The sequence below is a fragment of the Paenibacillus polymyxa genome, assembly GCF_018614975.1.
Lineage (GTDB): Bacteria > Bacillota > Bacilli > Paenibacillales > Paenibacillaceae > Paenibacillus > Paenibacillus polymyxa_E.
Genome location: NZ_JAGGNR010000014.1, coordinates 323,858 through 347,763 on the forward strand (window position 1 = coordinate 323,858; position 23,906 = coordinate 347,763).

The 23,906-nt window shown below is 44.9% G+C and carries 21 protein-coding genes; 7 read left to right on the forward strand and 14 right to left on the reverse strand.

All coding sequences use genetic code 11. From position 1 onward, the window contains the following. Positions 1-214: 214 nt before the first annotated feature. From J7E78_RS14620 to J7E78_RS14655, 8 genes are all read right to left on the reverse strand, one after another. Positions 215-1,177: an ABC transporter permease gene (locus tag J7E78_RS14620; protein WP_215076980.1), complete on the reverse strand. Its 963-nt coding sequence runs from the start codon at positions 1,175-1,177 to the stop codon at positions 215-217. Further along, entirely contained in the window at positions 1,178-2,257 is a 1,080-nt protein-coding gene (locus J7E78_RS14625; protein WP_215076981.1) for an ABC transporter permease, read from the reverse strand. Continuing rightward, positions 2,250-3,788: an ABC transporter ATP-binding protein gene (locus tag J7E78_RS14630; protein ID WP_215076982.1), complete on the reverse strand. Its 1,539-nt coding sequence runs from the start codon at positions 3,786-3,788 to the stop codon at positions 2,250-2,252. The genes J7E78_RS14625 and J7E78_RS14630 overlap by 8 nt, the downstream gene beginning before the upstream one ends. 298 nt (positions 3,789-4,086) lie before the next feature. Beyond that, complete coding sequence (locus tag J7E78_RS14635) at positions 4,087-5,127, reverse strand: BMP family lipoprotein (RefSeq protein WP_215076983.1); 1,041 nt, start codon at positions 5,125-5,127, stop codon at positions 4,087-4,089. A gap of 577 nt (positions 5,128-5,704) precedes the next feature. Further along, positions 5,705-6,064, reverse strand: a complete 360-nt coding sequence (gene rplT / locus J7E78_RS14640; protein ID WP_017689664.1) for a 50S ribosomal protein L20 — start codon at positions 6,062-6,064, stop codon at positions 5,705-5,707. 88 nt (positions 6,065-6,152) lie between these two features. After that, the gene (rpmI, locus tag J7E78_RS14645) at positions 6,153-6,356 is read right to left on the reverse strand and encodes a 50S ribosomal protein L35 (RefSeq protein ID WP_017689665.1); all 204 of its coding nucleotides are present in this window, start codon (positions 6,354-6,356) and stop codon (positions 6,153-6,155) included. 24 nt (positions 6,357-6,380) lie between these two features. Next, positions 6,381-6,875: a translation initiation factor IF-3 gene (gene infC, locus J7E78_RS14650; protein WP_017689666.1), complete on the reverse strand. Its 495-nt coding sequence runs from the start codon at positions 6,873-6,875 to the stop codon at positions 6,381-6,383. A 334-nt stretch (positions 6,876-7,209) separates the two neighbouring features. Further along, positions 7,210-8,448, reverse strand: coding sequence for a glycosyltransferase family 2 protein (locus tag J7E78_RS14655; RefSeq protein ID WP_215076984.1), 1,239 nt, complete (start codon positions 8,446-8,448; stop codon positions 7,210-7,212). A 711-nt stretch (positions 8,449-9,159) separates the two neighbouring features. Between J7E78_RS14655 and J7E78_RS14660 the strand changes: the two genes are divergently transcribed. Next, positions 9,160-9,687 carry a phosphatase PAP2 family protein gene (locus J7E78_RS14660; RefSeq protein WP_017689668.1) on the forward strand — a complete coding sequence of 176 codons (528 nt, stop codon included), beginning with the start codon at positions 9,160-9,162 and terminating at the stop codon, positions 9,685-9,687. Positions 9,688-9,737: 50 nt separating this feature from the next. After that, positions 9,738-10,889: an MGDG synthase family glycosyltransferase gene (locus tag J7E78_RS14665; protein WP_215076985.1), complete on the forward strand. Its 1,152-nt coding sequence runs from the start codon at positions 9,738-9,740 to the stop codon at positions 10,887-10,889. A 140-nt stretch (positions 10,890-11,029) separates the two neighbouring features. On the opposite strand, the gene J7E78_RS14670 is transcribed toward J7E78_RS14665, so the two are convergent. The 3 genes from J7E78_RS14670 to J7E78_RS14680 form a co-directional block, all read right to left on the reverse strand. Next, positions 11,030-12,583 (reverse strand): ABC transporter substrate-binding protein, encoded by a 1,554-nt coding sequence (locus tag J7E78_RS14670; protein ID WP_397330574.1) that lies wholly within the window; start codon positions 12,581-12,583, stop codon positions 11,030-11,032. 100 nt (positions 12,584-12,683) lie between these two features. Next, positions 12,684-13,547: a carbohydrate ABC transporter permease gene (locus J7E78_RS14675; RefSeq protein ID WP_397330578.1), complete on the reverse strand. Its 864-nt coding sequence runs from the start codon at positions 13,545-13,547 to the stop codon at positions 12,684-12,686. Between the two features lie 96 nt (positions 13,548-13,643). Continuing rightward, positions 13,644-14,549: an ABC transporter permease gene (locus tag J7E78_RS14680; RefSeq protein ID WP_215076988.1), complete on the reverse strand. Its 906-nt coding sequence runs from the start codon at positions 14,547-14,549 to the stop codon at positions 13,644-13,646. Between the two features lie 408 nt (positions 14,550-14,957). Here J7E78_RS14680 and J7E78_RS14685 point away from each other — a divergent pair, with 408 nt between their 5' ends. Further along, complete coding sequence (locus J7E78_RS14685; protein ID WP_215076989.1) at positions 14,958-17,210, forward strand: AraC family transcriptional regulator; 2,253 nt, start codon at positions 14,958-14,960, stop codon at positions 17,208-17,210. Positions 17,211-17,341: 131 nt separating this feature from the next. Here the strand turns inward: J7E78_RS14685 and trmB are convergent, their stop codons facing one another. Together trmB and J7E78_RS14695 are read right to left on the reverse strand one after the other, a co-directional pair. Further along, positions 17,342-18,097 (reverse strand): tRNA (guanosine(46)-N7)-methyltransferase TrmB, encoded by a 756-nt coding sequence (gene trmB / locus J7E78_RS14690; protein ID WP_215076990.1) that lies wholly within the window; start codon positions 18,095-18,097, stop codon positions 17,342-17,344. 152 nt (positions 18,098-18,249) lie between these two features. Further along, positions 18,250-18,450 carry a hypothetical protein gene (locus J7E78_RS14695; protein WP_017689675.1) on the reverse strand — a complete coding sequence of 67 codons (201 nt, stop codon included), beginning with the start codon at positions 18,448-18,450 and terminating at the stop codon, positions 18,250-18,252. Positions 18,451-18,768: 318 nt separating this feature from the next. On the opposite strand from J7E78_RS14695, the gene mnmL reads away from it, so the two are divergent. From mnmL to J7E78_RS14715, 4 genes are all read left to right on the forward strand, one after another. Next, positions 18,769-19,722, forward strand: coding sequence for a tRNA modification radical SAM protein MnmL/YtqA (gene mnmL, locus J7E78_RS14700; protein ID WP_036669734.1), 954 nt, complete (start codon positions 18,769-18,771; stop codon positions 19,720-19,722). Beyond that, complete coding sequence (gene mnmM / locus J7E78_RS14705; protein ID WP_215076991.1) at positions 19,723-20,307, forward strand: tRNA 5-(aminomethyl)-2-thiouridylate-methyltransferase MnmM; 585 nt, start codon at positions 19,723-19,725, stop codon at positions 20,305-20,307. It begins immediately after the preceding gene. 189 nt (positions 20,308-20,496) lie between these two features. Next, the gene (locus J7E78_RS14710; RefSeq protein ID WP_215076992.1) at positions 20,497-21,474 is read left to right on the forward strand and encodes a type I phosphomannose isomerase catalytic subunit; all 978 of its coding nucleotides are present in this window, start codon (positions 20,497-20,499) and stop codon (positions 21,472-21,474) included. Between the two features lie 41 nt (positions 21,475-21,515). Next, a complete protein-coding gene (locus J7E78_RS14715; RefSeq protein WP_215076993.1) occupies positions 21,516-22,499 on the forward strand; it encodes an alpha/beta fold hydrolase in 984 nt (327 codons plus the stop codon). Positions 22,500-22,634: 135 nt separating this feature from the next. Here J7E78_RS14715 and odhB read toward each other — a convergent pair whose 3' ends face one another. Continuing rightward, positions 22,635-23,903, reverse strand: a complete 1,269-nt coding sequence (odhB, locus tag J7E78_RS14720) for a 2-oxoglutarate dehydrogenase complex dihydrolipoyllysine-residue succinyltransferase (RefSeq protein ID WP_215076994.1) — start codon at positions 23,901-23,903, stop codon at positions 22,635-22,637. Between the last annotated feature and the right edge of the window lie 3 nt (positions 23,904-23,906).

Below are 23,906 nucleotides of genomic sequence, written 5' to 3' on the forward strand. Positions count from 1 at the left end.
ACTTACCCCTCCTCCTCGGATCGTTCAAAACAGTGTATTCGTCCATCACTGAATTCGCCTGTTTCTTTGTCCCTACCTGAAAATATGGGTATCTGCACGAGAACCAAAGTAAACGTGAAAAAGTGGCTTGGCAACGCTCAAGGAAACAAAAAAGGCCCGCACAAGGCGGACCCTTTTATCAAGCTTTTGGATAGTAAATTGATATGTTATAAGTTTACCTTTTACCCGGATCATATGCTTCGCCAAGTGCAGACGGAGCCGAAGAACGTCCTACTGCAGCAACGAGAACGATAAGTGTCAACATATACGGCAGCATATAGATAATTTCCTGGGGAATACTTTGGGTCCATTCAAACATTTGTACATAGTTTCTAATCGCTTGTGAGAAACCGAAAAATACAGCAGCACCGAATGCACCGATTGGATTCCATTTACCAAAAATCATTGCTGCAATGGCAATATAACCTTGGCCGGAAACCGTATTGTGTGAAAATGTACCCGTAGTTGTCAATGTAATCGCAGCTCCACCAATGGCCGCAAGCGCACCACTGATCATAACTCCAATATAACGATAACGAAGCACTTTGACACCAACCGTATCTGCTGCACTTGGGTGTTCACCCACTGAACGAAGACGAAGACCAAATGGTGTTTTGAACAGGATATAATATGTCAGAAACACAAAAAGGATCGCAAGATATGTTGTTGGATATACATTTCTGAAGAAAGCTTCCCCTAATAGAGGTATATTCTCCAAGAACGGTACATTAAACTTATTAAATCCTTGTACCAAAGGAGAATCTCCTGCCCCTTCAAAAAGTAACTTAACTAAGTAAAGCGTACTTCCCGCTGCCAAAAAGTTAATCACAATACCACTGATAATCTGATCTGCTTTAAATGTAATTGAGGCAACAGCATGGATAAGTGATACCAGTACTCCCAATATAATCGCTAGCACAACACCCATCCAGGCTGATGTTGTTCCACCCATGCCCGCTTCTTGAGCATAATGCGCTCCTATTCCGGCTGCAAAGGCACCAAAAACCATAAAACCTTCAAGTCCAAGGTTGGTTACACCTGATTTCTCCGAGAAAATTCCGCCGAGTGATGCAAAAATCAATGCCGTAGCAAAGACAAGCGTCGTATTGATAATTTGCCCAATTGTCAACAAGTCCATCTACAACACCTTCTCTTTCTTGCGCTTCGAATAGAACGGTTTGAGTATCCAGCGTACGATACCTTGTGCCGCAATGAAGAAGATAATCGAACCGATCACAATCCGAATAATCTCAGGCGGAACATCCGCAGCAAAACTCATTCCTGCAGAGCCATACGTGAGGGTACCAAACAAAACTGCTCCTAGGAGAACACCGAATGGATGATTTAGACCGATGAGAGCTACGGCTATACCATCAAACCCGGTTCCTGGTGAACCTGTCATCAACGTTTGATACTGGAATACACCCAGTACCTGAAAGGCTCCACCAAGTCCTGCAAGCATACCACTAATGAACATAGCTTTTACAATATTACGATTCACATGCATACCCGCATATTCAGCCGCATTGGGATTAAGACCAACAGCTCGAATTTCGTAGCCTTGTTTTGTCTTCCACATGTAAATGTAAAACAGTAATGCTATAACTAAAGCAATTAATGTACCAAGATGTACACGTGAGTTCCCCATTAACTCAGAAAGCCATGTCAAGCTTATGGATGCTGTTTCACTAATGTCTGCCGAACGATTCTCACCTGGAAGTAAGAGAAATTGACGAACGATCAGATTTGCCAAGTACAAACCAATCCAGTTTAGCATGATACTACTGATAACTTCATTGACCCCACGTGCTGCTTTCAGATAACCAGCAATCGCAGCCCAAAGACCACCAAACAATGCACCGGCAATCAAAGCCAGTGGCGCATGAAGGTAGATCGGCAAACCTGCAAACTTAACACCTACAAATGTTGCAGCGGTCATACCGACGAGAAATTGACCTTCTCCCCCAATGTTGAACAAGCCTGCACGTGAAGCAAATGCAAATGCAAGTCCTGTCATGATCAGTGGCGTCATTTCCCGTACCGCTTCACCAAAATTGTACATGTCTCCAAATACCTTGGTGAACAATGCGCCATAGGCTTCAATCGGATTGTAACCACCGATCAGCATGACAACTCCACCGAGAATAAGTCCCATAATAATCGCGACTACAGGCAATATAAATGAATCTCGCGTAAACCATTTCAATACGTTATTCATGCGCAGTACCTCTCTTTTGGGTGCTGCCCGCCATCATCAAGCCGAGCTCCCTGTCATTGGTTTCTTCCGGCAGCACCTCGCCAACGATCTGGCCTTCATAGATGACAGCAATTCGGTCAGATACATTGATAATCTCATCAAGCTCAAATGAAATCAGCAGAACAGCCTTACCTTGATCGCGCTGTGCAATCAGTTGCTTTTGCACGAACTCAATAGCCCCTACGTCCAAACCACGGGTTGGCTGAGCAGCAATAAGCAATTCAGGGTTTTTATCCACCTCACGGGCGATAATGGCCTTCTGCTGGTTTCCTCCGGACAAGGAACGAGCTTTGGTCTCGATGCTTGGTGTACGCACGTCAAATGCCTCAACAAGACGCTTCGCCTGCTTTTTGATCGCATCAAAGTTAAGGAACCCTTTACGGGTGTATGGTGCTTTATAATACGATTCCAGAACGATATTTTCACTCACTGAAAAATCAAGGACAAGTCCGTGTTTATGTCGATCCTCCGGAATGTGGGCTACACCCGACTCCGAGATATGGCGCGGAGAATGATTGGACAGCTCCTTGCCCTCCAAAAGAATCGAACCGCTCTCTACTTTACGAAGTCCGGTAAGAGCTTCAATCAGTTCACTTTGACCGTTACCATCCACACCTGCGATTCCGACAATCTCTCCTGCACGTACGTTCAGGTTAAGTTGGTTCAGAACCGAAATACCTTCTTTATTCTTCGCCGTTAATTTACTGACTTCGAGCACATTAGCCCCAGGTGTAGCCGGTTTTTTGTCCACTTTGAATGTGACATTCCGCCCCACCATTTTCTCTGCCAGCTCATTCGGATTCGTTTCCGAAGTTTTGACCGAATCAATCACTTTACCCCGACGGATAATCGTTACCGTATCGGAGATTTCCATGATTTCTTTCAGTTTGTGCGTGATCAAAATAATGGACTTTCCTTCAGCTACAAGCTTCTTCATGATGATCATCAGTTCTTTGATCTCTTGAGGAGTCAATACGGCTGTAGGCTCGTCAAAAATCAGAATGTCTGCACCGCGATACAACGTTTTAACAATCTCTACACGTTGCTGCATTCCGACAGAAATATCATGAATTTTGGCATGAGGATTCACCTTAAGTCCATACTGTTCGGAAAGACGCTGAACTTCAGCGGCTGCTTTTTTATAGTTAATATTGAGACCCTTCGTTGGTTCAGATCCCAAAATAATGTTCTCTGTTACCGTGAACGGCTGTACAAGTTTAAAATGCTGATGCACCATGCCTATGCCAAGATCGATCGCTCGGTTAGGGCTGTCGATGATGACAGGCTTGCCATTCACTTCAATGGAACCTTCATCTGGCTGATAGAGACCAAATACAATATTCATCAACGTTGACTTACCAGCGCCGTTTTCGCCCAGTAGCGCATGGATCTCGCCTTTACGAAGCTGAAGGCTGATGGCGTCGTTGGCAACAATGCCTGGGAAACGCTTCGTAATTTGTTTTAACTCAACGACGGGGGTTGCTGCACCCATGTAATCACCCTTATACCTGATATAGTGTGGTTCCGCAAACGTAAAAAAAACGTCTATCGACGTACTTTCGAAGAAGACAGACCGCGCTTAGCTGAAGTTTTTCTTGCGATAATCGAATGGTTCAGCTCATTAAGAACATATCAATTCCATTATCTTAAGAAAAGCTCCTACCGGAGCGTTGGTGCACAGTGACCTTGTACAATTGTTATGATGACTTGATCAAATGTTCCTGTTCCTGCAATCATAAGGCCGGTCAAGACCGGCCCCAATAATTATTCATTTACGACTAAGATCAAAATTACTCCGTAGGAATTTTGATTTCGCCGTTGATGATTTTTTCTTTGTACTCTTCTACTTTAGCAAGTGTCTCAGCAGATACATTAGCTTTCGAAGTATCGGCAATACCCACACCGTTGTCCTTCAAGGTCAAAGTCTCAGAACCGCCTTTAAATGTTCCATCAATTACTTCTTTGTTAACGCGTTTAACAGCTTCGTCAACTTTTTTGATCATGGAAGTCAATGTTACTTCATCACCAAACTCAAGAGATTGGTCTTTGTCAACACCGATAACCCATACATCTTGACCTTGCTTCTTACGAGCGATTGCTTCGTTGAACACACCATTACCTGTAGCACCCGAAGCGTGGAAGATAATGTCTACGCCTTGGTTGTACATTGTAGCAGCTGCTGCTTTACCCAGGTCAGGCTTATCAAAAGCACCTGTGTAGTTTGGAATAAATTGAGCATCCGGATTAACAGCCTTAACGCCTTCTCTGAAACCTACTTCAAATTTTTTGATGAGAGTACTTTCAGCTCCACCTACAAAACCAATTTTGTTCGTTTTTGTAGTCAATCCTGCAACTACACCTACGAGGAAGGAACCTTCTTCTTCAGCAAAAGTTACGGACTTAACATTTGGAGCATCAACTACACTGTCAATAATCGCAAGCTTGGAGTCTGGATTCTGATCAGCTACTGCTTTGATAGCTTTCTCCAACTGATAACCGATACCCCAAGTCAGATCATATCCATTTTTAACGAATTCGTTCAGGTTAGGAATGTACTCTTCATCGGATTTACTTTGCAGGTATTTAACAGCAGTACCTGTTTCTGTTTCAGTCGCTTGCAGAGCTTCCCAAGCGGATTGGTTAAAGGATTTGTCATTAACTCCACCTACGTCAGTAACCATACCGATTTTGAGATCGGATTTCGCTTCAGTGGATGTGCCACCTGTATCTCCTCCGGCATTTGTTTCTTCTTTCGGTTTGCTACCGCAACCTGCGAGCATAACCGATACCGCCAGCAACATTACCAAAGACAAGCTAAGCATCTTTTTCATTTCTCTTTTTCCCCCTTAATGATATATCCCTCATTCCAATCCAGCCTACAATTGAACGGTTAACAGATCGCAGGAATGACTTTTATGCAGAATGTATGGTTTCTTCGACATTAAAAGCGCATTCTCACCCTTGTAGCATCCTATCATCTGTCGAAAAACCGAACATTATGACATGGAGAGAAAAATCTAGGACTAGCCTACTAGAGGTGATTATACAATCAACCAGTGTTAAAATCCAGATGTTTCATCACCAAATATCACATATTTTTGTTCTTTTTTTATTGAAAACGCTTAATAATTTAGCGTTTTAACACACTAACGTTACAACGATGTGATGTTATGTAACAAAAACATATCGCGAACTTTAGTGATGAGTGGAATTTACCTGTTTTCATTTGTATTATTTCACCGTTCGTATTTTATGTATTACTATGGACCGTTATTCACCAGTTATCTGGTTTCATTGTTCCCTTTCAGACTACAGCCTATTCGCTCTACTCATTCAGAGGTTCATCTTCGGATTCTTCCAAGCCGTAAAAAAGCCGCCATATAGGTACGGCGGCTTCTATCATACAATTTAAGCGTTGATTTTGCCTTTAGCTACAGTAGCCAAAGAGTTGAACGCGTTGATGTCGTTAACGGCCAGATCAGCCAACATTTTGCGGTTCATGTCTACTCCAGCAAGTTTCAAACCATGGATCAGTTTGTTGTAAGACAAACCATTCATACGTGCTGCAGCATTGATACGAACGATCCACAGTCTGCGGAAGTTACGTTTCGTGTTGCGACGGTCACGGTATGCGTATACCAGGGATTTCATTACTTGCTCGTTAGCTGTTTTAAAAATACGGTGTTTGGAACCGAAATAACCTCTTGCCAGTTTCAAAACCTTTTTATGACGACGACGTACTACAAAACCGCCTTTTACTCTTGCCATATTAAAGAACCTCCCAAATAAATATAAATGTATCCGTGGTATGTGTACGACCGTAGCCGATCCCCCATACGGAATGTACTAATTAGAATTAGCCTTTCAAGTTAGCCAAGCCTTGTTTCAAACGTCTAACATCCCCGGCAGCCATAACTGGGTTACCGTTCAGAACGCGCTTAGCACGTTTGGATTTGTGAGAAAGCAAGTGGTTTTTGTGAGCTTTGTAACGAAGGACCTTACCGGAACCGGTAATTTTGAAGCGTCCTTTCAAACTGCTGTGTGTTTTCATTTTAGGCATTTTGTGTTTCCTCCTCCAATGTTATCAGGCTTTAGGAGCCAAAATCATGATCATACTGCGGCCTTCCAATTTCGGTTGACGTTCAACAGTACAAAGTTCTGCAACTTCTACCTTAACGCGCTCCAAAATCCGTTGACCAATCGCGGCATGTGCAATTTCACGTCCGCGATAACGAACAGAACATTTCACTTTGTCGCCTTCGTTCAAAAACTTAACTACATTACGAAGCTTCGTTTGATAATCGTGCTCCTCAATATTGGAACGGAACCATACTTCTTTAATATCAACAATTTTCTGGTTCTTACGGGCTTCTTTATCTTTCTTTTGTTGCTCATAGCGGAATTTGCCATAGTCCATAATGCGGCATACCGGCGGTTTAGCCTGTGGTGCTACATTGACCAGATCCAAATTCAGGTCAATCGCCATTTGCAGTGCTTCACGAATAGGCGTGATCCCAATTTGTTCTCCTTCAGCTCCGACAAGGCGTACTTCCTTCGCCCGAATCTCATCATTAATCATGTGATCTTTACTAATAATCGTCCACCTCCAGGTCATTTTGAATATCCAATTACACAAAAATAAAAGGGATGCCGGTTAAGCTACCGACATCCCTGTAATCAACACAATTCTTCATGAGTATACACTTCATAAATTATTGGGATCGTTGACCAGCCAACATGTTTGTTGATCAGGTGAGAAGTCGGACTTCTGCTTGTGATTCCATTGCTATTCGTTTTAAGGCACTCAAATACTATACCATCCACAAAACACATTGTCAACATTCTTCACAATTTTTTTCGCGAATTACACATTTGTGATATCAGATATCAACAAAGTATCGCATGCATGTTCCTTACCCTTGCTTGCTCTGTACCTCATCCAACCGTACAACACGTGTATGTTGAGTGTGGCTCCACTGTTTGTTGTTCTGTGTAAAGAAAGCGTAGAACGTAATCGGGTACCAAGACAGCAGATAGATCGGGAACAAGATCAGATATAGATAAACTTTGGCAAAGGTAACCTTCTCCAGCGCCATGGACAACAGGAACGTCAGAATATTCAAACCAATAGCCAAGAACCCAACCCATAACGGGAAGTATCCATAGATATTAGCAATGTGCGGACCACTGAATATAGCCATGTCTACCCACATCACAGCAGTCATCAGGAACGTAAGCAACACCACATAAACATTGGCTCCATAGATAGCAAGGTCAAATTTCACAAGACTTCTTTCCTTAATGGACTGCCAGAGCAGTGGGAAGAAGTATCTACGCGCAACTGTAAAGTGACCTTGCATCCAGCGCAGACGTTGTCTCGCTGAAGCTTTGAATGTTAATGGCTTCTCATCAAATACTTTGGCGTCATAGTTGAAAACAGGATACACATTACGTTGCACACTGCGCATCGTAAACTCCAGATCCTCAACCAGACTTGTTGCACCCCAGCCAATTTCCTTCAACAGGTTGGTCTCAAAGCACATTCCAGTTCCTCCGAGGAAATTCGCCATATTCAAGTTATGACGAGACAACTGCCACAAACGGTTGATGTACCAGTAAGAAACACCGTAAGCTGCAGTAATCCAGGAATCCTCCGGATTTTTCGTATCAATGTATCCTTGGATAACACGCGAACCATTGTTCAAGTCATCATTCATCTCAAGCAAGAAGTTACGGTCAACCAGGTTATCCGCGTCAAACATAACAACTGCGTCATACTGACGTGGCAATTTCCACAGGTACTTAAGCATCCATTCGATGGCATACCCTTTACCTCTTAAATCGGCGTTGGTACGTACACAGGCGTTTAATCCATGCTCTCTGACAATTTGAGCCGTTCCATCCGTACAGTTGTCACAGATGACAAATACATCGTACAGATCTTCCGGATAATCAAGTTGTTTCAAGTTCTCCATCAAGGCACCAATGACTTGTTCCTCATTGTGTGCTGCGACGAGTACAGCGAATGATTTTGTCGCCGGATAATGTTTCTTTTTCTTTTTCTTAATCAGACCGAACAGCGAAAACGTGAATTGGTACACGGCTAGCAGTGCCAGAATGACCTGCATCGTGACGAATATAGCGTCCAACATCGTTCTCTGTTACCCCCTTTTTTTCAAAACACAGTTTACTCAAGCATTTCTCTTCCTGATTCTGCAATTTATTTTTTTTTGATCTGCAGAATATGACCCTGTTCTTTTGTGTAATACGTGAATATATCAGGCAATGTTTCAAAGCTTGGTTGCTATCAGTTGGCTGCTTTATCGATTCTGTATCCTTTTCAGTCATTTGTCAAAACCCCAATCCCACTTTCTGAAGCAGAAATGTGATCTTTAAACGCTGAATAGACACTTCATGATACCACAACCTCTCATTCATGCCTGTTATATCTTATTTTCAGCCGTTTACTTGATTTTTATTTCTAAAGTCCCTGCTTTTTTCATCAGCATGTTATTCTTCGTCAGAGGCTCTATAACAAATAACGTAAACAGACCTCAAAAAGTTTGAAACAAAACTCACATTTTTTTTACCTCATTTCAGCCATGTTGAATCATTGTATCTTTTTTGGCTGACCCAAGTCAAAAAGTTAAGATGGGTATATATCCACTCTTTAACATGAATTTCACGTTCTTTACATGGGTTCTTCTTGAAAAGGACAACATTTAAAAATATGATAAACATATACCTGAAATAACCTCAAGTTCATGAAAAACGGTTATATACTAATCAGGACGTTACCGGATGCAGAAAATCACCGGAAATAATGCCGCCATTACGGGCGGCCTGACTGGCAGGAGGCCAATATGAGCCGTTTATTCTTAAAGTTTCAAGATTATGATCGAAATGTTTTTATGTGGATCAACGGCCGACTTCATAATCGTTTTATGAATTTTTGGCTGTATTATTTCACCCATCTGGGTGGAGCAACTTCTTCTATTGCAATATCCTTGTTAATCTGGCTACTCGCTCCAGCTCCATGGAGCACAACAGGACTCCAGGCTTGCATCGCTCTTGCGGTCAGCCACATTCCTGTAGCCATCGCGAAAAAATTGTATCCCCGCATTCGACCTTATCTGGCCTTGCCGGATACAATTACGTTTCGTAATCCCCTGACGGATCACTCGTTTCCTTCAGGGCACACAACTGCCATTTTTTCGGTCACAGTTCCATTTATGACCACTGATCCGATCTTATTGCTAATATTGTTGCCTGTGGCCCTTATTGTCGGATTCTCTCGAATTTATCTGGGATTACACTATCCTTCCGATGTTCTGGCAGGTGCCACAATAGGTACTTTAGTCGCACTTGCAACAGTTGCATTCTGGTCTTAAAGCCGATATGTTAGACTCAGAAAAACCTAGCAGGAACAGGTGAAGCAAGCGTGGAGAAAAAAAGAGTATTACTATTATCTGAAGGCTTTGGTACGGGTCATACTCAAGCCGCCTATGCACTGTCCAGCCATTTGCGAAAGCTCTCGCCAGACGTGCAGACGAAAGTACTTGAACTGGGAAGTTTCTTAAATCCCAAGGTAGCACCTCTGATTATAACAGCATACAAAAAAACGGTTACCAACCAACCCAAACTTGTCGGATACGTATACAGACACCAATATAAAAAATCATTGAACAGGCTGACAACACTGGCGCTGCATAAACTGTTCTATACACATACACGCAGCGTTGTGCGCCAGTTACGTCCCGATGCGATCGTCTGTACCCATCCGATTCCAAGTGCTGTCATATCCAGACTGAAGCGTCTGGGTGTACAGGTTCCCCTATGCACAGTCATCACCGACTATGATGCACATGGGACGTGGATTAACCGTGAAGTAGACCTTTATATGGTTTCTTCAGATGAGGTTAAGTCCAAACTAATGCTACGCGGCGTACCTACAGACAACATTCGAGTCACGGGCATTCCGGTGCATCCAAATTTCTGGGAGCATCCCGGGCGAGAAGAGATCCGAAGCAGATTCAACCTTAAGAACATGCCCACTGTACTGGTGATGGGCGGCGGTTGGGGAATGCTCAGCGACAAGCTGGTCCATCCGTTGCTGACACGCTGGCATGAAGATATTCAGATCATTTTCTGTCTGGGACGCAATGATAAAGCACGGATTAGCATGGAACAGAACCCCATGTATCGCAAGGAAAACATTCACATTATGGGGTACACCAACGAAGTGGACAAATTGATGGAAGTATCCGACCTGCTGATCACCAAACCTGGGGGAATGACATGCAGCGAAGGCTTGGCCAAAGGAATTCCAATGTTGTTCCACAACCCTATACCTGGTCAGGAAGAAGAAAACGTCCATTATTTTACAGCAAGAGGGTTGGGAGAACCCATAACTTCACTCGACATAGTGGTCAAATGGATGAACAAGCTGCTCCATCACTACCCCGATGTTGTACGTAAACGCAAACGTCATCTGGCGGAAATCGCCAAGGTTCATCCGATGCAAAGCGCTCAAAGTATTATTGATCTGCTGGAGGACGTTCGTCCTTCATCCGCAGAAGAGGCCGGTTTATGAATTTATCCGAATAGAGTGCTGCTTCCCGTAGTCTTCGTCCAATCATGCCTCTAACCAACGGCTTCAAACAAGCCTGCAATCACATTGAAAAGGTGCCTTCAAATCCGAAGGCACCTTTTCTTTATGAAGGAAAGTACAAATTATTGAATGCCTGCTGACTTCAAGTACTCCTGCCACTGCTTGGTGTATTCTGCCTGAATTTTTTCCAATCCTGCTTGTTTAGCCTTCTCCATAAATGTGTTCAATCCAGCCTCTACGTCTGCCACCAAACCTACATTAAGCGGGTATAAATATTGTTTTTCCACTTGCTCCAATGCAGCCTTCTCGGCTTGGTACGGAGTCCAGTCCTCAGCAAATCCGGTATAGATATCCGGCTTTTTGATTTTGTCGAGATCTTCAAACATGGTCAGGACATCATCAAAGGTTTTATCATAGAGCATGAATTCCGGATTACGCCAAGCCCAGCCATTCATGCCCTCACGCGGGAAGCCATTCGTCTGTGCATCTCCGACCATTTTGTAGTATCCATTATCTACCTCGAAGTTTTTGCCCTCAACGCCGTATTCAGTCAACCAATTATATCGTTTGTCTGTCACAAGTTTCTCATAAAATGCCAATGCTTTTTCCGGGTTTTTACTGCTACGCGGAATCGCAAAACCATTGTGGATCGGGTGAACCGGTTGTGCAAACCCTTTTGCATTCGGATACGGGAAATAAGCCAGTTTCCAATCTGGATGCGTAGACTGCACCTTGATTACATCTGCATTAAATTTGTTAGGATTCTCCCCGGACAGAACAACAGCCGCTTTGCCATTTTGCAGCAACGAGTTGGATGTATCTTTTACATTCAGTACGTTTTTCGGGAAAAATCCTTTGTCCATCCAACGTTTGTATGTTTTCAGGTCTTCCAGGTGTTGCGCGGATCCCCAGTAGGACGTCACGGTTGATGGTGTATCATACATAATATCCAGTCCATATGGAAGTTGACCTGCTGTATTAACCAGCTTGGATGTCAATTGACGAATACCATGGGTATGGTTGGCATTGCTATCCGCAATCGGAATCATATTCGGTTCGTTGGCTTTGATGCCCTCCAGATACGCTTCGAGCGTCTCCAATGACTCCGGTTTCGGAAGATTGTACTTCTCGCGCAAGTCCTCACGATACGCAATTCCCTCGGTTACATACTCAATCCAAGTGGATGGAACAGTGTAGATTTTGTCATTGATTTTGACAGCATCCCACATGTCATCAGGTACATGAGCCTTCAGTGCTGGCGCTGCTGTAGGCAGCATTTCATCCAGTGGCAGGAACGCGCCCTTCTTGGCATAGGACTGGTAGAATGTCCAATCCGCTGTGAAGATCAGATCGATCGGCTGTCCGGAAGACAGCAGCAGTTTATATTTTTGATCCCAGTCGGTCCATGAGGTGTAGTTGAATTTCACATTGACGTTCAGATCAGCCTCCGCCAGCTTATTGATCTCGGATTCAATGACAGGCAGATCTTTCGGAGCATCCCCAAGCATGTAAAATTGAAGCGTGACTTTCTCGCCTTTGTTCCCGGATGTTCCTCCCTGCTCACTTCCTTGCGTCGATCCCCCCGAACCGTTATTACATGCGGCAAGTACCCCGGCGAACAACATCAGGGCAAGTACCAGAGACAGGTGCCGAATTGTTTTGTTACGCATACGCATCCTCCCTTTTTGTGGTGAACCTTTATATGTTAGCGCAGACTCGCCATGTTTCAGACCGGAAATGATGTCAATGGCCTGACACCCACAGCGTGTTCACGTTCTAACCTTTCACTGCACCAATGGTGAGTCCTTTAACAAAATAACGTTGTACAAACGGATACAGGAACAAAATCGGTCCCGTTACAACGATCGCCATTGCCATCTTGGTTGATTCAGTAGGCACATCCTGACTGAGCGTGATCCCTGTGCCAATTGCCATCTGGTCAATGAATGTAATCGTGTTCATCGTGTTGTAGAGATAAAATTGCAGTTGGTACATATCCGGGTTGTTAATGAAGAGGGATGAGGTAAACCAGTCATTCCAGTAACCCAGTGCCAGAAACAGACCTACGGTTGCGATACCAGGCATCGCCAGTTTCAACACAATGCTGAAATAGATGCGGAAGTCATTCGCTCCATCCATTTTGGCGGACTCAATCAATTCATCCGGTACTGCCGAGCGAATGAAGTTTTTCATCAGGATAATGAGAAATGGCGTCATCAACCCTGGGAAAATCAGTACGGTGTAAGTATCTGTGAGATTGAAGTAGTTCGCCAGCATAATGTACCAAGGTACAAGTCCCCCACCAAACAGGGTTGTGAAGTAGATAAAAAACGAGAACGTGTTCCGATATTTAAAATCCTTACGCTGGAGCACAAATCCGGCCATCGTGATGAGGAACAGCCCTAGCGTAGTCCCCACCACCGTTGTAAAGACCGTTACCCCATAAGCCTTGAGTACCTGAGTCGGGAATTTGAACACCATTTTGTAACCTTCCAGGGAAAAGTCCGTTGGAAAGAGGTGATAGCCATCCCTCACAATGGACTCGTTGCTGCTGAATGAACCGGATAGAATCAGCAGAAACGGTAGCAAGCACATGATTGATAAAATGATGATGAAGCTGTAGGAGATCAGTTGAAACATGAAAGTGAATTCCGAATCTCTGAGACGAGTATTCGTTCGAGTGTGAGTATTCATTGGCGTGTTCATGATCGTTCTCCCTCCTGCCCTGCGGGCGTTCTAGAACAAGGCGTAGTCCTCATTTACTTTGCGAATAATATAGTTGACGGTCATGATCAAAATGAATCCAAACAAGGACTGATACAGACCAGCAGCAGTTGCCATCCCGATATCAAACGTTACTTTCAGTGAACGATACACATACGTATCAATAATATCTGTAGCGTTGTACAACACCCCGTTGTTACCGATCAGTTGATAGAACAGGTCAAACTGCCCCTTCATAATGCTGCCGAGTGAGAACAACAGCAGGATGACAAAGGTTGGCTTCAGCATTGGTACCGTAATGTACCAGATCCGCTGAAATATATTGGCCCCGTCGATTCGGGCAGCTTCATAATACTCGTCACTGATCCCCGTTATGGCAGCCAGATAGATGACCATGCTGTATCCAAGATTTTTCCACAGATAAAAGATGATGATCAGAAACACCCAGACCCAGGGTGTGTTATAAATGTCGACCGGGCCGGCCTCGAAACGTTTGAGTACTGTGTTCACGAAACCTGACTCATAGTTAAACATGTTGTAAGCGATTACACTCAATAGTACAAATGAGATGAAATACGGCAAGAACATGACGGATTGCGTGATTTTTTTGAATAACCTGCCCCGGATCTCGCTAAGCATGATCGCACAGAAGATCGCCAGACCGTTTCCTAATATAATGAAGGCGAGATTGTAACCCACGGTATTGGTTGTGAGCTTCAGCAGCATTCCGGATTGCCACAGGAACTTAAAGTTCTCCAGACCAACAAATGGACTGCCAAATAATCCGCCTTCAAAATCATACCGGGTAAACGCATAATAGATGCCGACCATCGGAAAATACGAGTTAATCAGAAAAAAGATCAGCGTGGGCAACAGCATCAGAAACATGATTTTGTTTTTGTTCAATTCTTTGAGCATGGCTCGATCCCTCCCGAATTTCTTGCGGTGCTGCGTGGTGGAGCTCTCTTTTTATTGTAGATGCTCTCTTCGCTCACGGATACTGAAGCTTCCCGTCAGAAAATGAACGATTCTGCGAAATGAACTATGAACAAAATGAACGAACTCTGAAATGAACAGACCTTCATACACATCCGTTCACAAATATTGATATCGTGCATAGGCTACACCTAGTGAACAATCCAGCGAAAGTTGAACTTTCTGTAGAGAAAACAGGCAAAACAGCCTGTCCAGCATTGATGTAAACGCATACATAATATATAATTCAAGTTACTCTTGCTCTTCTGCTCATCCATATATGAAGCCTAACGTATGTATATGAAGTTCTATGTTGTTCACCCAAAACAGGAGGTTCGAGGGGGAAGAAGAATGCGTAAACGTTCAGAGGACAGTCAGAAGGTCTTCACACGGATTTTGATCGGCATTATTATCAGTACCGTCGCTACCTTACTTGTGGCTTCTTCTATTTTGTATGTCAACTATAATCGGATTGCGCTTCGCCAGGTGTATCGTACAGATATGAACAGTCTTACACAGACCAGCCGTGAAGTGGCCAAAATGACGGAGACTGCAAAATCATTGTCATATCAGATTTATCAGGACTACACCATCTCTTCATTACTGCTTTATTCCAAACCAAATATCTATGAAATCACATCGGCGATGGAGCAACTAGACAACTACCGCATGTCCCTTCCCTTTATTGAATCCATCTATGTATATAACTCCAAAAGTAATGAGTTCTTTATCAGTTCCAACGTGCGTAATGGGCAGCAGTCCGTCTCGAAGATCGACGATCAGGGGATTACAAACATCCTCCAACACTTCCATGACTATAAACCTTTTGTCCCCATCCCGCGTACATATCAGGTCGGGTCTACCGAAGCAACAGAGGTTAACAGCTACACCTATCTCTGTTACGACACGATCAATGACAACGCGAAATTAAACTATGCTGTCATCGTTAATATCAAGGATGATTGGCTTAGTCCGAATATGAATGCTGTGGATCAACCAGGCAAAACCTTTATCGTGAATGAGAATGGAGACCTTTTATCTGACTTTGGCGACCGTGCATTGATGAAAAATCTCTCCAGCGAAGCTTTTATGAAGCCAATTATGCAGGATACGGAGCAGTCAGCTTACTTTACCGAGAAGGTCGACGGAGAAAAATCCCTTATCACCTATACCGCTCCCGATGACCTGGGTTGGCGTTATGTGAGAATAACACCTTATGATCTGATTACCTCAGATATACGGAGTATGCGCACACATACTGTTCTGTTTTGTGTTGGACTTCTCTTCGCAGGGTTGCTGCTCTCTTACCTGGTGTCCCGAAAACTATACCACCCTATTGATAAGGTGCTTGTTCGTTTACGTGTGATGGAAGCAGAGCGACGTGGCAGTCTTCATTTGTTACGGCAGGATTTTCTGCGAGGGGCACTGCAGGGCCGCGAAACAGTAACTGGAGGTATGCTGGAAGAACGGATGAAGTTCTATGGTTCCTCCATTGATGTTCAGCGTGCATCCAGACTTGTGTTGCTGCGTATTGACCATTTTACCGAATTCTGTGAAACGTATCGTGATGAGACTCAGCTTGTAAAATACGCCATGATGAACATCTGCACCGAGACAGCCGATCTCCACTACAATGCGGAAGCTGTGGACATGGGCGGTGATCTGATCACACTGATTTTTAATGAAAAAGCGGAAAACCATGAACTTGGGCAACCTGCCCCTAATCGAATCGAAGAGCTGCTGCGTATGATGCAGGCAGCTGTAATGACCCATTTGAAATGCTCCATCTCCTGTACGATCGGTACGGAAGAAGATTCATTGGAAGACAGCATTGCATCCTACTCCAGATCAGCCGAAGCCTCCTTGCATCGTTTGTTCATGGGACCGGGCTGTCTGATCTATACCTCTGACATCATGGCTTATCACGCCAAGGAGTACGCATTCCCGGCAGGTAAGGAAAGACAGCTTGTTGATCATCTAATGACAGGTAAGACACAAGAAGCAAAACAAGTCTATGCAGACATCGTCGGCGAGACAGCCGCCTATCCGTTTACCGTCTTCCAGCTAGCCTTATCCCATCTGACGATGACACTGAACCATGTACGAAATACCCTCAAGAAGAATAATCAACTCACGCTTGATTCAGTCTCGGATGGTCTAATGCTGCCTGTCAAAGACGCGGAAGACATCAGTGAAGTGCATGAACACTTCTATCGGATGTTTGAAGAGCTTGGTTCCAAAGTCGAGGAGAAACGTACACTGAAGCATGAAGAGTTAATTCGTAAAATCAATGGCATTATTGAGCGGGACTATGCGGACCCTAATCTCTGTCTAACCTCCATTGCAGATGAACTGGGTATGTCACCTATCTATGTGAGCAGACTCTATAAACAACTCACCCTGAAAGGGCTCACAGATGTGATTAACGAAACCCGCATAGCCAAGGCCCAGCATCTATTGATAGAGACAGAGAACTCCGTTGCCGATATTGCCGAGAGAACCGGATTCACCAACAGTTCTTACTTCTATCGCATGTTCAAAAAGTTCAATGGTGTTACACCAAACGATTATCGCCGCAAAGAGTTTCATTCAGAGAACTTTTGAATTTATCCCAGACGTGAGTTTATGGAGCATTGCACATGGGTTGTTAATGCAAAAAAAAGAGCGACCTATGAGAATGAACCATTCACCTCATGTGTCGCTCTTCTTTAATGAGTTTAAGTTAGATTTCGAGTTTATTCCTGTTCCTGATCTTCACCAGACCCATCAGAAGCCTCACGAACTTTATACTTGTCCAGACGTGTCTGCTGATACTCACGCAAGGCCTCTTCACCAACAATCACTTCAACCCGGTGAATGTTCATACCTTTACCCATGAATTTCTGCTCGTACTCTGTCATCACATGTTCTTCATTCAAACCATCACGATGCAGATTCAAAGAAATATTGGTCATTTGCAGGCCGAAGTCGGCAATGGCGTTGAGTGAGAAATCAAACAGCGTTTCCGAATCGGTTTTGAAATGAATCTGACCTTTGGGATTAAGCAATTCCGTGTATTTCTTCAGGAAGCGCGGGTGCGTCAACCGACGGCGCGCATGCTTTGCTTTTGGCCAAGGATCACTGAAGTTCAGATATATGCGTTCCAGTTCTTCCGGCTCAAAAACTTCTTCGATCTGTTCGATATTTGCCAGCGCAAGCTTCAGGTTAGGAGGTGTCTCCACATCAGCCTGACTCCACGCTTTACGAGCTTTCTCACTGGCACGACGTACCAGTTCATCATACATATCAATACCGATGAAATTAAATTCCGGATATTTATAACTCATTTGGCTGATAAATTGACCTTTGCCCATACCAAATTCCACGAAGATCGGATGGTCATTGCCAAACAGTTCAGACCATTTCCCTTTATGTTGCTTGGGGTCCAGTACAACAAGATCAACTTGTTGCTCCAGATTTTCTCTTATCCCTTTTCTGCCACGTAAACGCATTTTATTCCTCCGTTTGTCCCATACTTGTCTCAGACTTATTTTGCCGAAGAACTGGCAAATTGTAAAGAGCAATGAAAAGGGAATCTTCGGATCTGCCACTTTGGGCAAATCTCAAAGATTCCCTCTTCGATTTATTTGGAATTGGGGTCCAACTACTTTAGTAGTTCATAGTCTACCTTATCTTGGTGTGAAAAATCAAATGTCTTTTCGAAAGCATCGCGAACTTTTTGTCTTGCAGCCGCTTTCACTTTCGGATTTCCATTAAAACGAACACCTGTTAAAGCCAGTGCTTCCTCTGCCGTCAGTTCAACAGACACATGATTCAATTCTTTGTTTTTAACTTGGGAATTCATTCATATCACCTCACGGTATAGTATGGTCCATGACGTCAACGTTGATTCAAATGCTATGATGAATAATACCCATTAGATGGTGTCTGACGCTGATTTAAATATAACATAAGGTGTAAACTATAGCAAGGGAAAACCCTTGATTTTACGGCCTATTTTTGCGTTTCGATTCCCTTTTTTTTTGGTTTTTTGATACAATGATAAAAGTTCATGAAGACACCTATAATCGCTATCCATCGTCTATGACGGAAATCGCATAGCGCTTCTTCTTTTGTTCACGTATGATTACTGTAACTCGACAGCCAAAGGAGTACCCTGAAGATGAATGCACCTGCATTACAGTCCCCTCTCCTGTGGGGAGATAAACGATTCCATACCTGGAATTATGAGATGCGAGATCAATTTAACAATAAGGTTTTCAAAGTGATGCTGGATGCCGGATTCACCTGTCCCAACCGGGACGGTTCCATTGCCAAAGGTGGTTGCACCTTCTGCAGTGCGCGTGGATCAGGCGATTTTGCCGGCAGCAGACGTGAAGATCTGGTCACCCAATTTAATACGATTCGAGATAAACAGCATCTCAAGTGGCCTAAAGCCCATTATATTGGCTATTTCCAAGCCTATACGAACACGTACGCTCCAGTTGAGGAGCTACGCGAATATTTTGAAGAAATTCTTGAGCAACCCGGTGTTGTTGGTTTGTCCATCGCCACTCGTCCGGACTGTTTGCCAGATGACGTTGTTGATTATTTGGCTGAACTGAACGAGCGTACTTATCTGTGGGTTGAAATGGGACTTCAAACGATCCACGATTCCACATCAACATTGATTAATCGGGCGCACGACACGAAGTGTTACGAAGAGGCGGTTGAGAAACTGCGCAAACGGAATATACGTGTGTGCACACATATCATCTATGGTCTGCCTCAAGAGACGCACGAGATGATGCTGGATACCGGACGGGCCGTCGCCAATATGGATGTGCAGGGCATCAAGATTCACCTGTTACATCTCATGCGCAAAACACCAATGGTGAAGCAATATGAAGCCGGTCTTTTACGTTTTCTGGATCAGGACGAGTATATCAAGCTGATCGTAGATACACTGGAGATGCTTCCACCGGAAATGATCGTACACCGTCTTACAGGCGACGCACCGCGTGATCTGCTGATTGGACCGATGTGGTCCATGAACAAATGGGAAGTGTTGAACTCCATTGATCGTGAGCTGCGAGAGCGGGATTCATGGCAAGGTAAGTATTGGAGGCGAGCATAGATGGGCTTTCTTTCGGTTCTCAGCTGTGCACATCAGTGGATTGCTTCCCGTCTCCAGCCAGGTGATCTGGCCATAGATGCAACGGTGGGTACAGGAGCAGACACACTATTTTTGGCACAACAAGTAGGCAGGCGTGGTCAAGTCATAGGATTCGATATTCAAAGTGAAGCCCTCACGCTGGCACAGGCCCGGATTCGAAAACAAAACGACGAAGCCAAGCTTGGCTCCATCTCCATGCTTCAATTAAGCCATGATCGAATGGCAGAAGCGGTGCCTGAGTCATGGCTTGGTGCGGTTGGTGCAGTTATGTTCAACTTGGGGTACCTGCCTTCAGAAAGTGCAGATTCCTCCATCATCACCGAGACAGACAGCACAATCGCTGCACTCGAGGCTGCACTCGCTTTATTACGTCCTCGCGGCATCATTACGGTTGTGCTCTATCCTGGTCATGACGGAGGCGCACAGGAAGCAGAAGCTGTATTGGACTGGTCCTCTGCCCTTCGGGTGGAACAGGCACAGGTTGTGATGTATCGCCAATTGCAGCGAGAAACTTCTCCTTTTCTGATCGGAATCGAGAAAAAATAATTTCCTTTGTTCACCAAATACAATAAACTAGACACAATCGCAAGGCGAGCTATTAACGGCTTTTTCTTACTGCGATCTGTGTTCTACATCTACATATGCAAACGCATTCACTTGTTTGCTCATGGCGACTACATGCCCATGACTGATTAAAGCGATCCACCATTTCATATACTAGAGGAGAGATTACTGATGTCTACGCCATACCCATTACAATTCCAACCTGAATTCAAAGAACGTGTGTGGGGCGGTCGTGCGCTGGAGCAATTCGGCCTTACGCCCCCTGAAGGACATATCGGAGAAGGATGGATGATTGCGGATCATCCAAACGGTACAACCAAGGTATTAAATGGAGCACTGGCTGGCAAGGGTCTGGATGAAGTTCGTGAACAACTGGGCACCGAATGGCTTGGAACCAAAGGCGTCTCTGAAAAAGGCGGCCGTTTCCCCCTTCTGATTAAGCTGCTTGACTGCAACGATGACCTGTCCGTTCAGGTTCATCCAACTGACGAGTATGAGGCACTTCCTCCTGGCGAGCTTGGCAAAACAGAAATGTGGTATGTACTCGACGCAAAACCGGGCGCACACATCATCTATGGCTTGAACGAAGGCGTTGATCGGGCAACATTAAAAGAAGCATTAGAAAACGGCACGGTGATGGATACCCTTCGTCAGGTGCCTGTAGAAGCTGGTGATACGTTCTTTATCCCTGCTGGAACAGTGCATGCGCTCTGTGCAGGTGTCGTTGTCGCTGAGATTCAGCAAAACTCGGATACGACGTACCGGATATACGATTACAATCGTCCAGGGCTGGATGGCAAACCACGTGAGTTGCATGTTGAAGACTCATTGAATGTCACCGCCTATGAGGGCTCAGGTGCCTCAACGATGAAAACAAATAACGCTACTCCCGGTGAATGGCTCAAGCTTGCGGAATGCCCTTATTTTGTGGTGGAAAAAGGGATTGTGACTGAACGGTGGGAACTCTCCACCAATCCTGACAGCTTCACGATTCTCGTTGTCTGTGAAGGAGAAGGAACTTTGGAGTGGGCACATGCTGGATCAGACAGCATTGTATTGAAAGCTGGACAATGTTATCTCTTGCCAGCTAATCTAGGTTCTTATACATTAAACGGGAATACCACTGTTCTTCGCTCTTATCTGCCCTAAATCATGCTTATATGTAACCTGTGAAGGAGGAATTACACGAGATGCAGGAATCTACCTTTGCCTTGGTCGCTAGTGAAGGTACCCGTATTCATGTGTACCGCTGGCTTCCCGATCCGGAATGCAACGTTAAAGGTGTAGTGCAAATCGCACATGGTATGGGCGAGACGGCAGCCCGATACGCAGAATTTGCCGAGTTTCTCACCAGACACGGTTACGCGGTCTATGCCAATGACCATCGGGGTCATGGCAAAACTGTGGAGAATGCCAAGTTGCTTGGTAATGCTGGTATCGATGCCTTCCGCTGGATGGCGAATGATATGATCAATCTGGGCGAAGTAGCCACCAAGGAGAATCCTGGGGTGCCCCTGTTTCTAATGGGACATAGCATGGGCTCATTCTTGGTACAACATCTCATGTACGCTGGTCATGAACAGTACCATGCCTTTATTTTATCCGGGACAAACGGCAGACGCGGTCTGCTCCGGTTTGGAGAGAAACTGGCCTTCTTGCAATGCGGCATTCAGGGTGCTACCCACCCCAGCATGCTGCTCAACGCGATTGTATTTGGTGGATTTAACCGCTCTTTCCGCCCTGCGACGACACCGTTTGATTGGTTGTCCCGGGACCAACAAGAGGTTCAGCGATTCATTGATGATCCCCTGTGCGGAGCAGTATGTACAGCAGGCTTTTTCCGCGACTTCTTCAAATTGCTGCTTGAAGTCCATCTTCCACACAATATGGAGCGGATACCCAAACACAAACCCGTATATCTGTTCTCAGGTGAGAAGGACCCTGTTGGACTTCATGGCAAAGGCGTTCTTAATCTGGTCTCCCAGTATAAGAAGCTTCATCTGGAGAATATTGAGTATCGCCTATATCCGGGTGGACGCCATGAAATGCTGCATGAGATCAACCGAACAGAAGTGGCTCAGCACGTTGTGAACTGGCTAGAGCGGAATACCCCTGGCTCGAATACACACCCTAGTCCGGTAAATCCTACTGAGACGGCTGACTCTATATATTAGAGTTGGAGACAACATACCAAACAAAAGCCAAAAGAAACCCCTGAATTGGATGTACAGCTCACGCTGCACTCCAGTTCAGGGGTTTTCCTGTTAAGCGATATGAATAAAATAATAGCTATAATCAGGCTTTATGGATTAACCTTCAATTAACAGGGATTCCGGGTCTTCAAGCAGTTCTTTCACGGTCACGAGGAAACGTACAGCCTCGCTACCGTCGATAATCCGGTGATCGTAGGACAACGCGATGTACATCATTGGACGGTTCTCCATCCGCTCTGCGTCAATTGCCACTGGACGAAGCTGGATCTTATGCATCCCCAGAATACCCACTTGAGGTGTATTCAGAATTGGCGTAGACAACAAGGAACCAAATGTTCCACCATTGGTGATGGTGAACGTTCCACCTTGCAGATCAGATAACGCCAGCGTGTTGGAACGAGCTTTGGATGCCAGGTCCGCAATGCTCTTCTCGATCTCGGCAAAGCCCAGACGATCGGCATCACGTACAACCGGTACAACCAGTCCTTCCTTCGCAGATACGGCGATGCCGATATCATAATACTTTTTGAGTACAACATCTTCGCCATCAATCTCTGCGTTGATTGTAGGGAATTTTTTCAAAGCTCCCACAACCGCTTTGGTGAAGAAGGACATGAAGCCCAGGTTGATCTCATGTTTCTCTTTGAACTTGTCCTTACGGCGTTTACGTACATCCATGATCGCAGTCATATCAACTTCATTAAACGTAGTCAACATGGCTGCTGTCTGCTGAGCCTCTACCAGACGTTTGGCAATGGTCGCACGGCGGCGAGACATCCGCTGACGCTCCACTGGTTTGGTATAGGTAGAACTTCCAGCTGCCGGAGCACTTGGTGCTGCTGGAGCTTTACTCGCAGGTGGAGCAGCAGGAGCAGGCGCTTGATTGTTATGGCTCTTCACATCATCCTGGTATACCCGTCCAATCGGATCTTTGCTCTGAACCTGATCCAGTTCGATACCACGTTCACGTGCAAGCTTACGGGCAGACGGTGAAGCCGTCTTGGCACTATCGGATGACTCCGGTGCTGCCGCAACGGGTGCTGGTGTTGGAGCTTCAGGTGCAGGAGTAACGGCCTTTTTCTCTTCAGCTGCTGCTGGTTCGGAAGCGGGTGCACCGCTTCCTCCTCCAGAACCAGCTGAGAGTGTACCGATCGTTTCACCGATCTCGACCGTCTCTCCTTCCTGACGAATGATCTTCTCCAGCACGCCACTTTCTTCTGCGCTGATCTCAATATTTACTTTATCCGTTTCCAGTTCAAGAAGCACATCACCCTGATTAACGGTATCCCCTTCTTTAACCATCCATCTGGATACAGTTCCCTCAGTTATTGACTCACCCATTGCAGGTACTTTAATTTCACTCACAGC

Excerpts from the sequence above, each read along its gene's own strand:
- J7E78_RS14710 (WP_215076992.1), top strand. The coding sequence starts at position 20,497 with ATGTCTACGCCATACCCATTACAATTCCAACCTGAATTCAAAGAACGT.
- J7E78_RS14635 (WP_215076983.1), bottom strand. The coding sequence starts at position 5,127 with ATGAAAAAGATGCTTAGCTTGTCTTTGGTAATGTTGCTGGCGGTATCG.
- J7E78_RS14625 (WP_215076981.1), bottom strand. The coding sequence starts at position 2,257 with ATGAATAACGTATTGAAATGGTTTACGCGAGATTCATTTATATTGCCT.
- mnmM (WP_215076991.1), top strand. The coding sequence starts at position 19,723 with ATGGGCTTTCTTTCGGTTCTCAGCTGTGCACATCAGTGGATTGCTTCC.
- mnmL (WP_036669734.1), top strand. The coding sequence starts at position 18,769 with ATGAATGCACCTGCATTACAGTCCCCTCTCCTGTGGGGAGATAAACGA.
- trmB (WP_215076990.1), bottom strand. The coding sequence starts at position 18,097 with ATGCGTTTACGTGGCAGAAAAGGGATAAGAGAAAATCTGGAGCAACAA.
- J7E78_RS14660 (WP_017689668.1), top strand. The coding sequence starts at position 9,160 with ATGAGCCGTTTATTCTTAAAGTTTCAAGATTATGATCGAAATGTTTTT.
- rplT (WP_017689664.1), bottom strand. The coding sequence starts at position 6,064 with ATGGCAAGAGTAAAAGGCGGTTTTGTAGTACGTCGTCGTCATAAAAAG.
- J7E78_RS14715 (WP_215076993.1), top strand. The coding sequence starts at position 21,516 with ATGCAGGAATCTACCTTTGCCTTGGTCGCTAGTGAAGGTACCCGTATT.
- J7E78_RS14620 (WP_215076980.1), bottom strand. The coding sequence starts at position 1,177 with ATGGACTTGTTGACAATTGGGCAAATTATCAATACGACGCTTGTCTTT.
- infC (WP_017689666.1), bottom strand. The coding sequence starts at position 6,875 with ATGATTAATGATGAGATTCGGGCGAAGGAAGTACGCCTTGTCGGAGCT.
- J7E78_RS14655 (WP_215076984.1), bottom strand. The coding sequence starts at position 8,448 with ATGTTGGACGCTATATTCGTCACGATGCAGGTCATTCTGGCACTGCTA.
- J7E78_RS14670 (WP_397330574.1), bottom strand. The coding sequence starts at position 12,583 with ATGCGTATGCGTAACAAAACAATTCGGCACCTGTCTCTGGTACTTGCC.
- J7E78_RS14630 (WP_215076982.1), bottom strand. The coding sequence starts at position 3,788 with ATGGGTGCAGCAACCCCCGTCGTTGAGTTAAAACAAATTACGAAGCGT.
- rpmI (WP_017689665.1), bottom strand. The coding sequence starts at position 6,356 with ATGCCTAAAATGAAAACACACAGCAGTTTGAAAGGACGCTTCAAAATT.
- J7E78_RS14680 (WP_215076988.1), bottom strand. The coding sequence starts at position 14,549 with ATGCTCAAAGAATTGAACAAAAACAAAATCATGTTTCTGATGCTGTTG.
- J7E78_RS14675 (WP_397330578.1), bottom strand. The coding sequence starts at position 13,547 with ATGTTTCAACTGATCTCCTACAGCTTCATCATCATTTTATCAATCATG.
- J7E78_RS14695 (WP_017689675.1), bottom strand. The coding sequence starts at position 18,450 with ATGAATTCCCAAGTTAAAAACAAAGAATTGAATCATGTGTCTGTTGAA.
- J7E78_RS14685 (WP_215076989.1), top strand. The coding sequence starts at position 14,958 with ATGCGTAAACGTTCAGAGGACAGTCAGAAGGTCTTCACACGGATTTTG.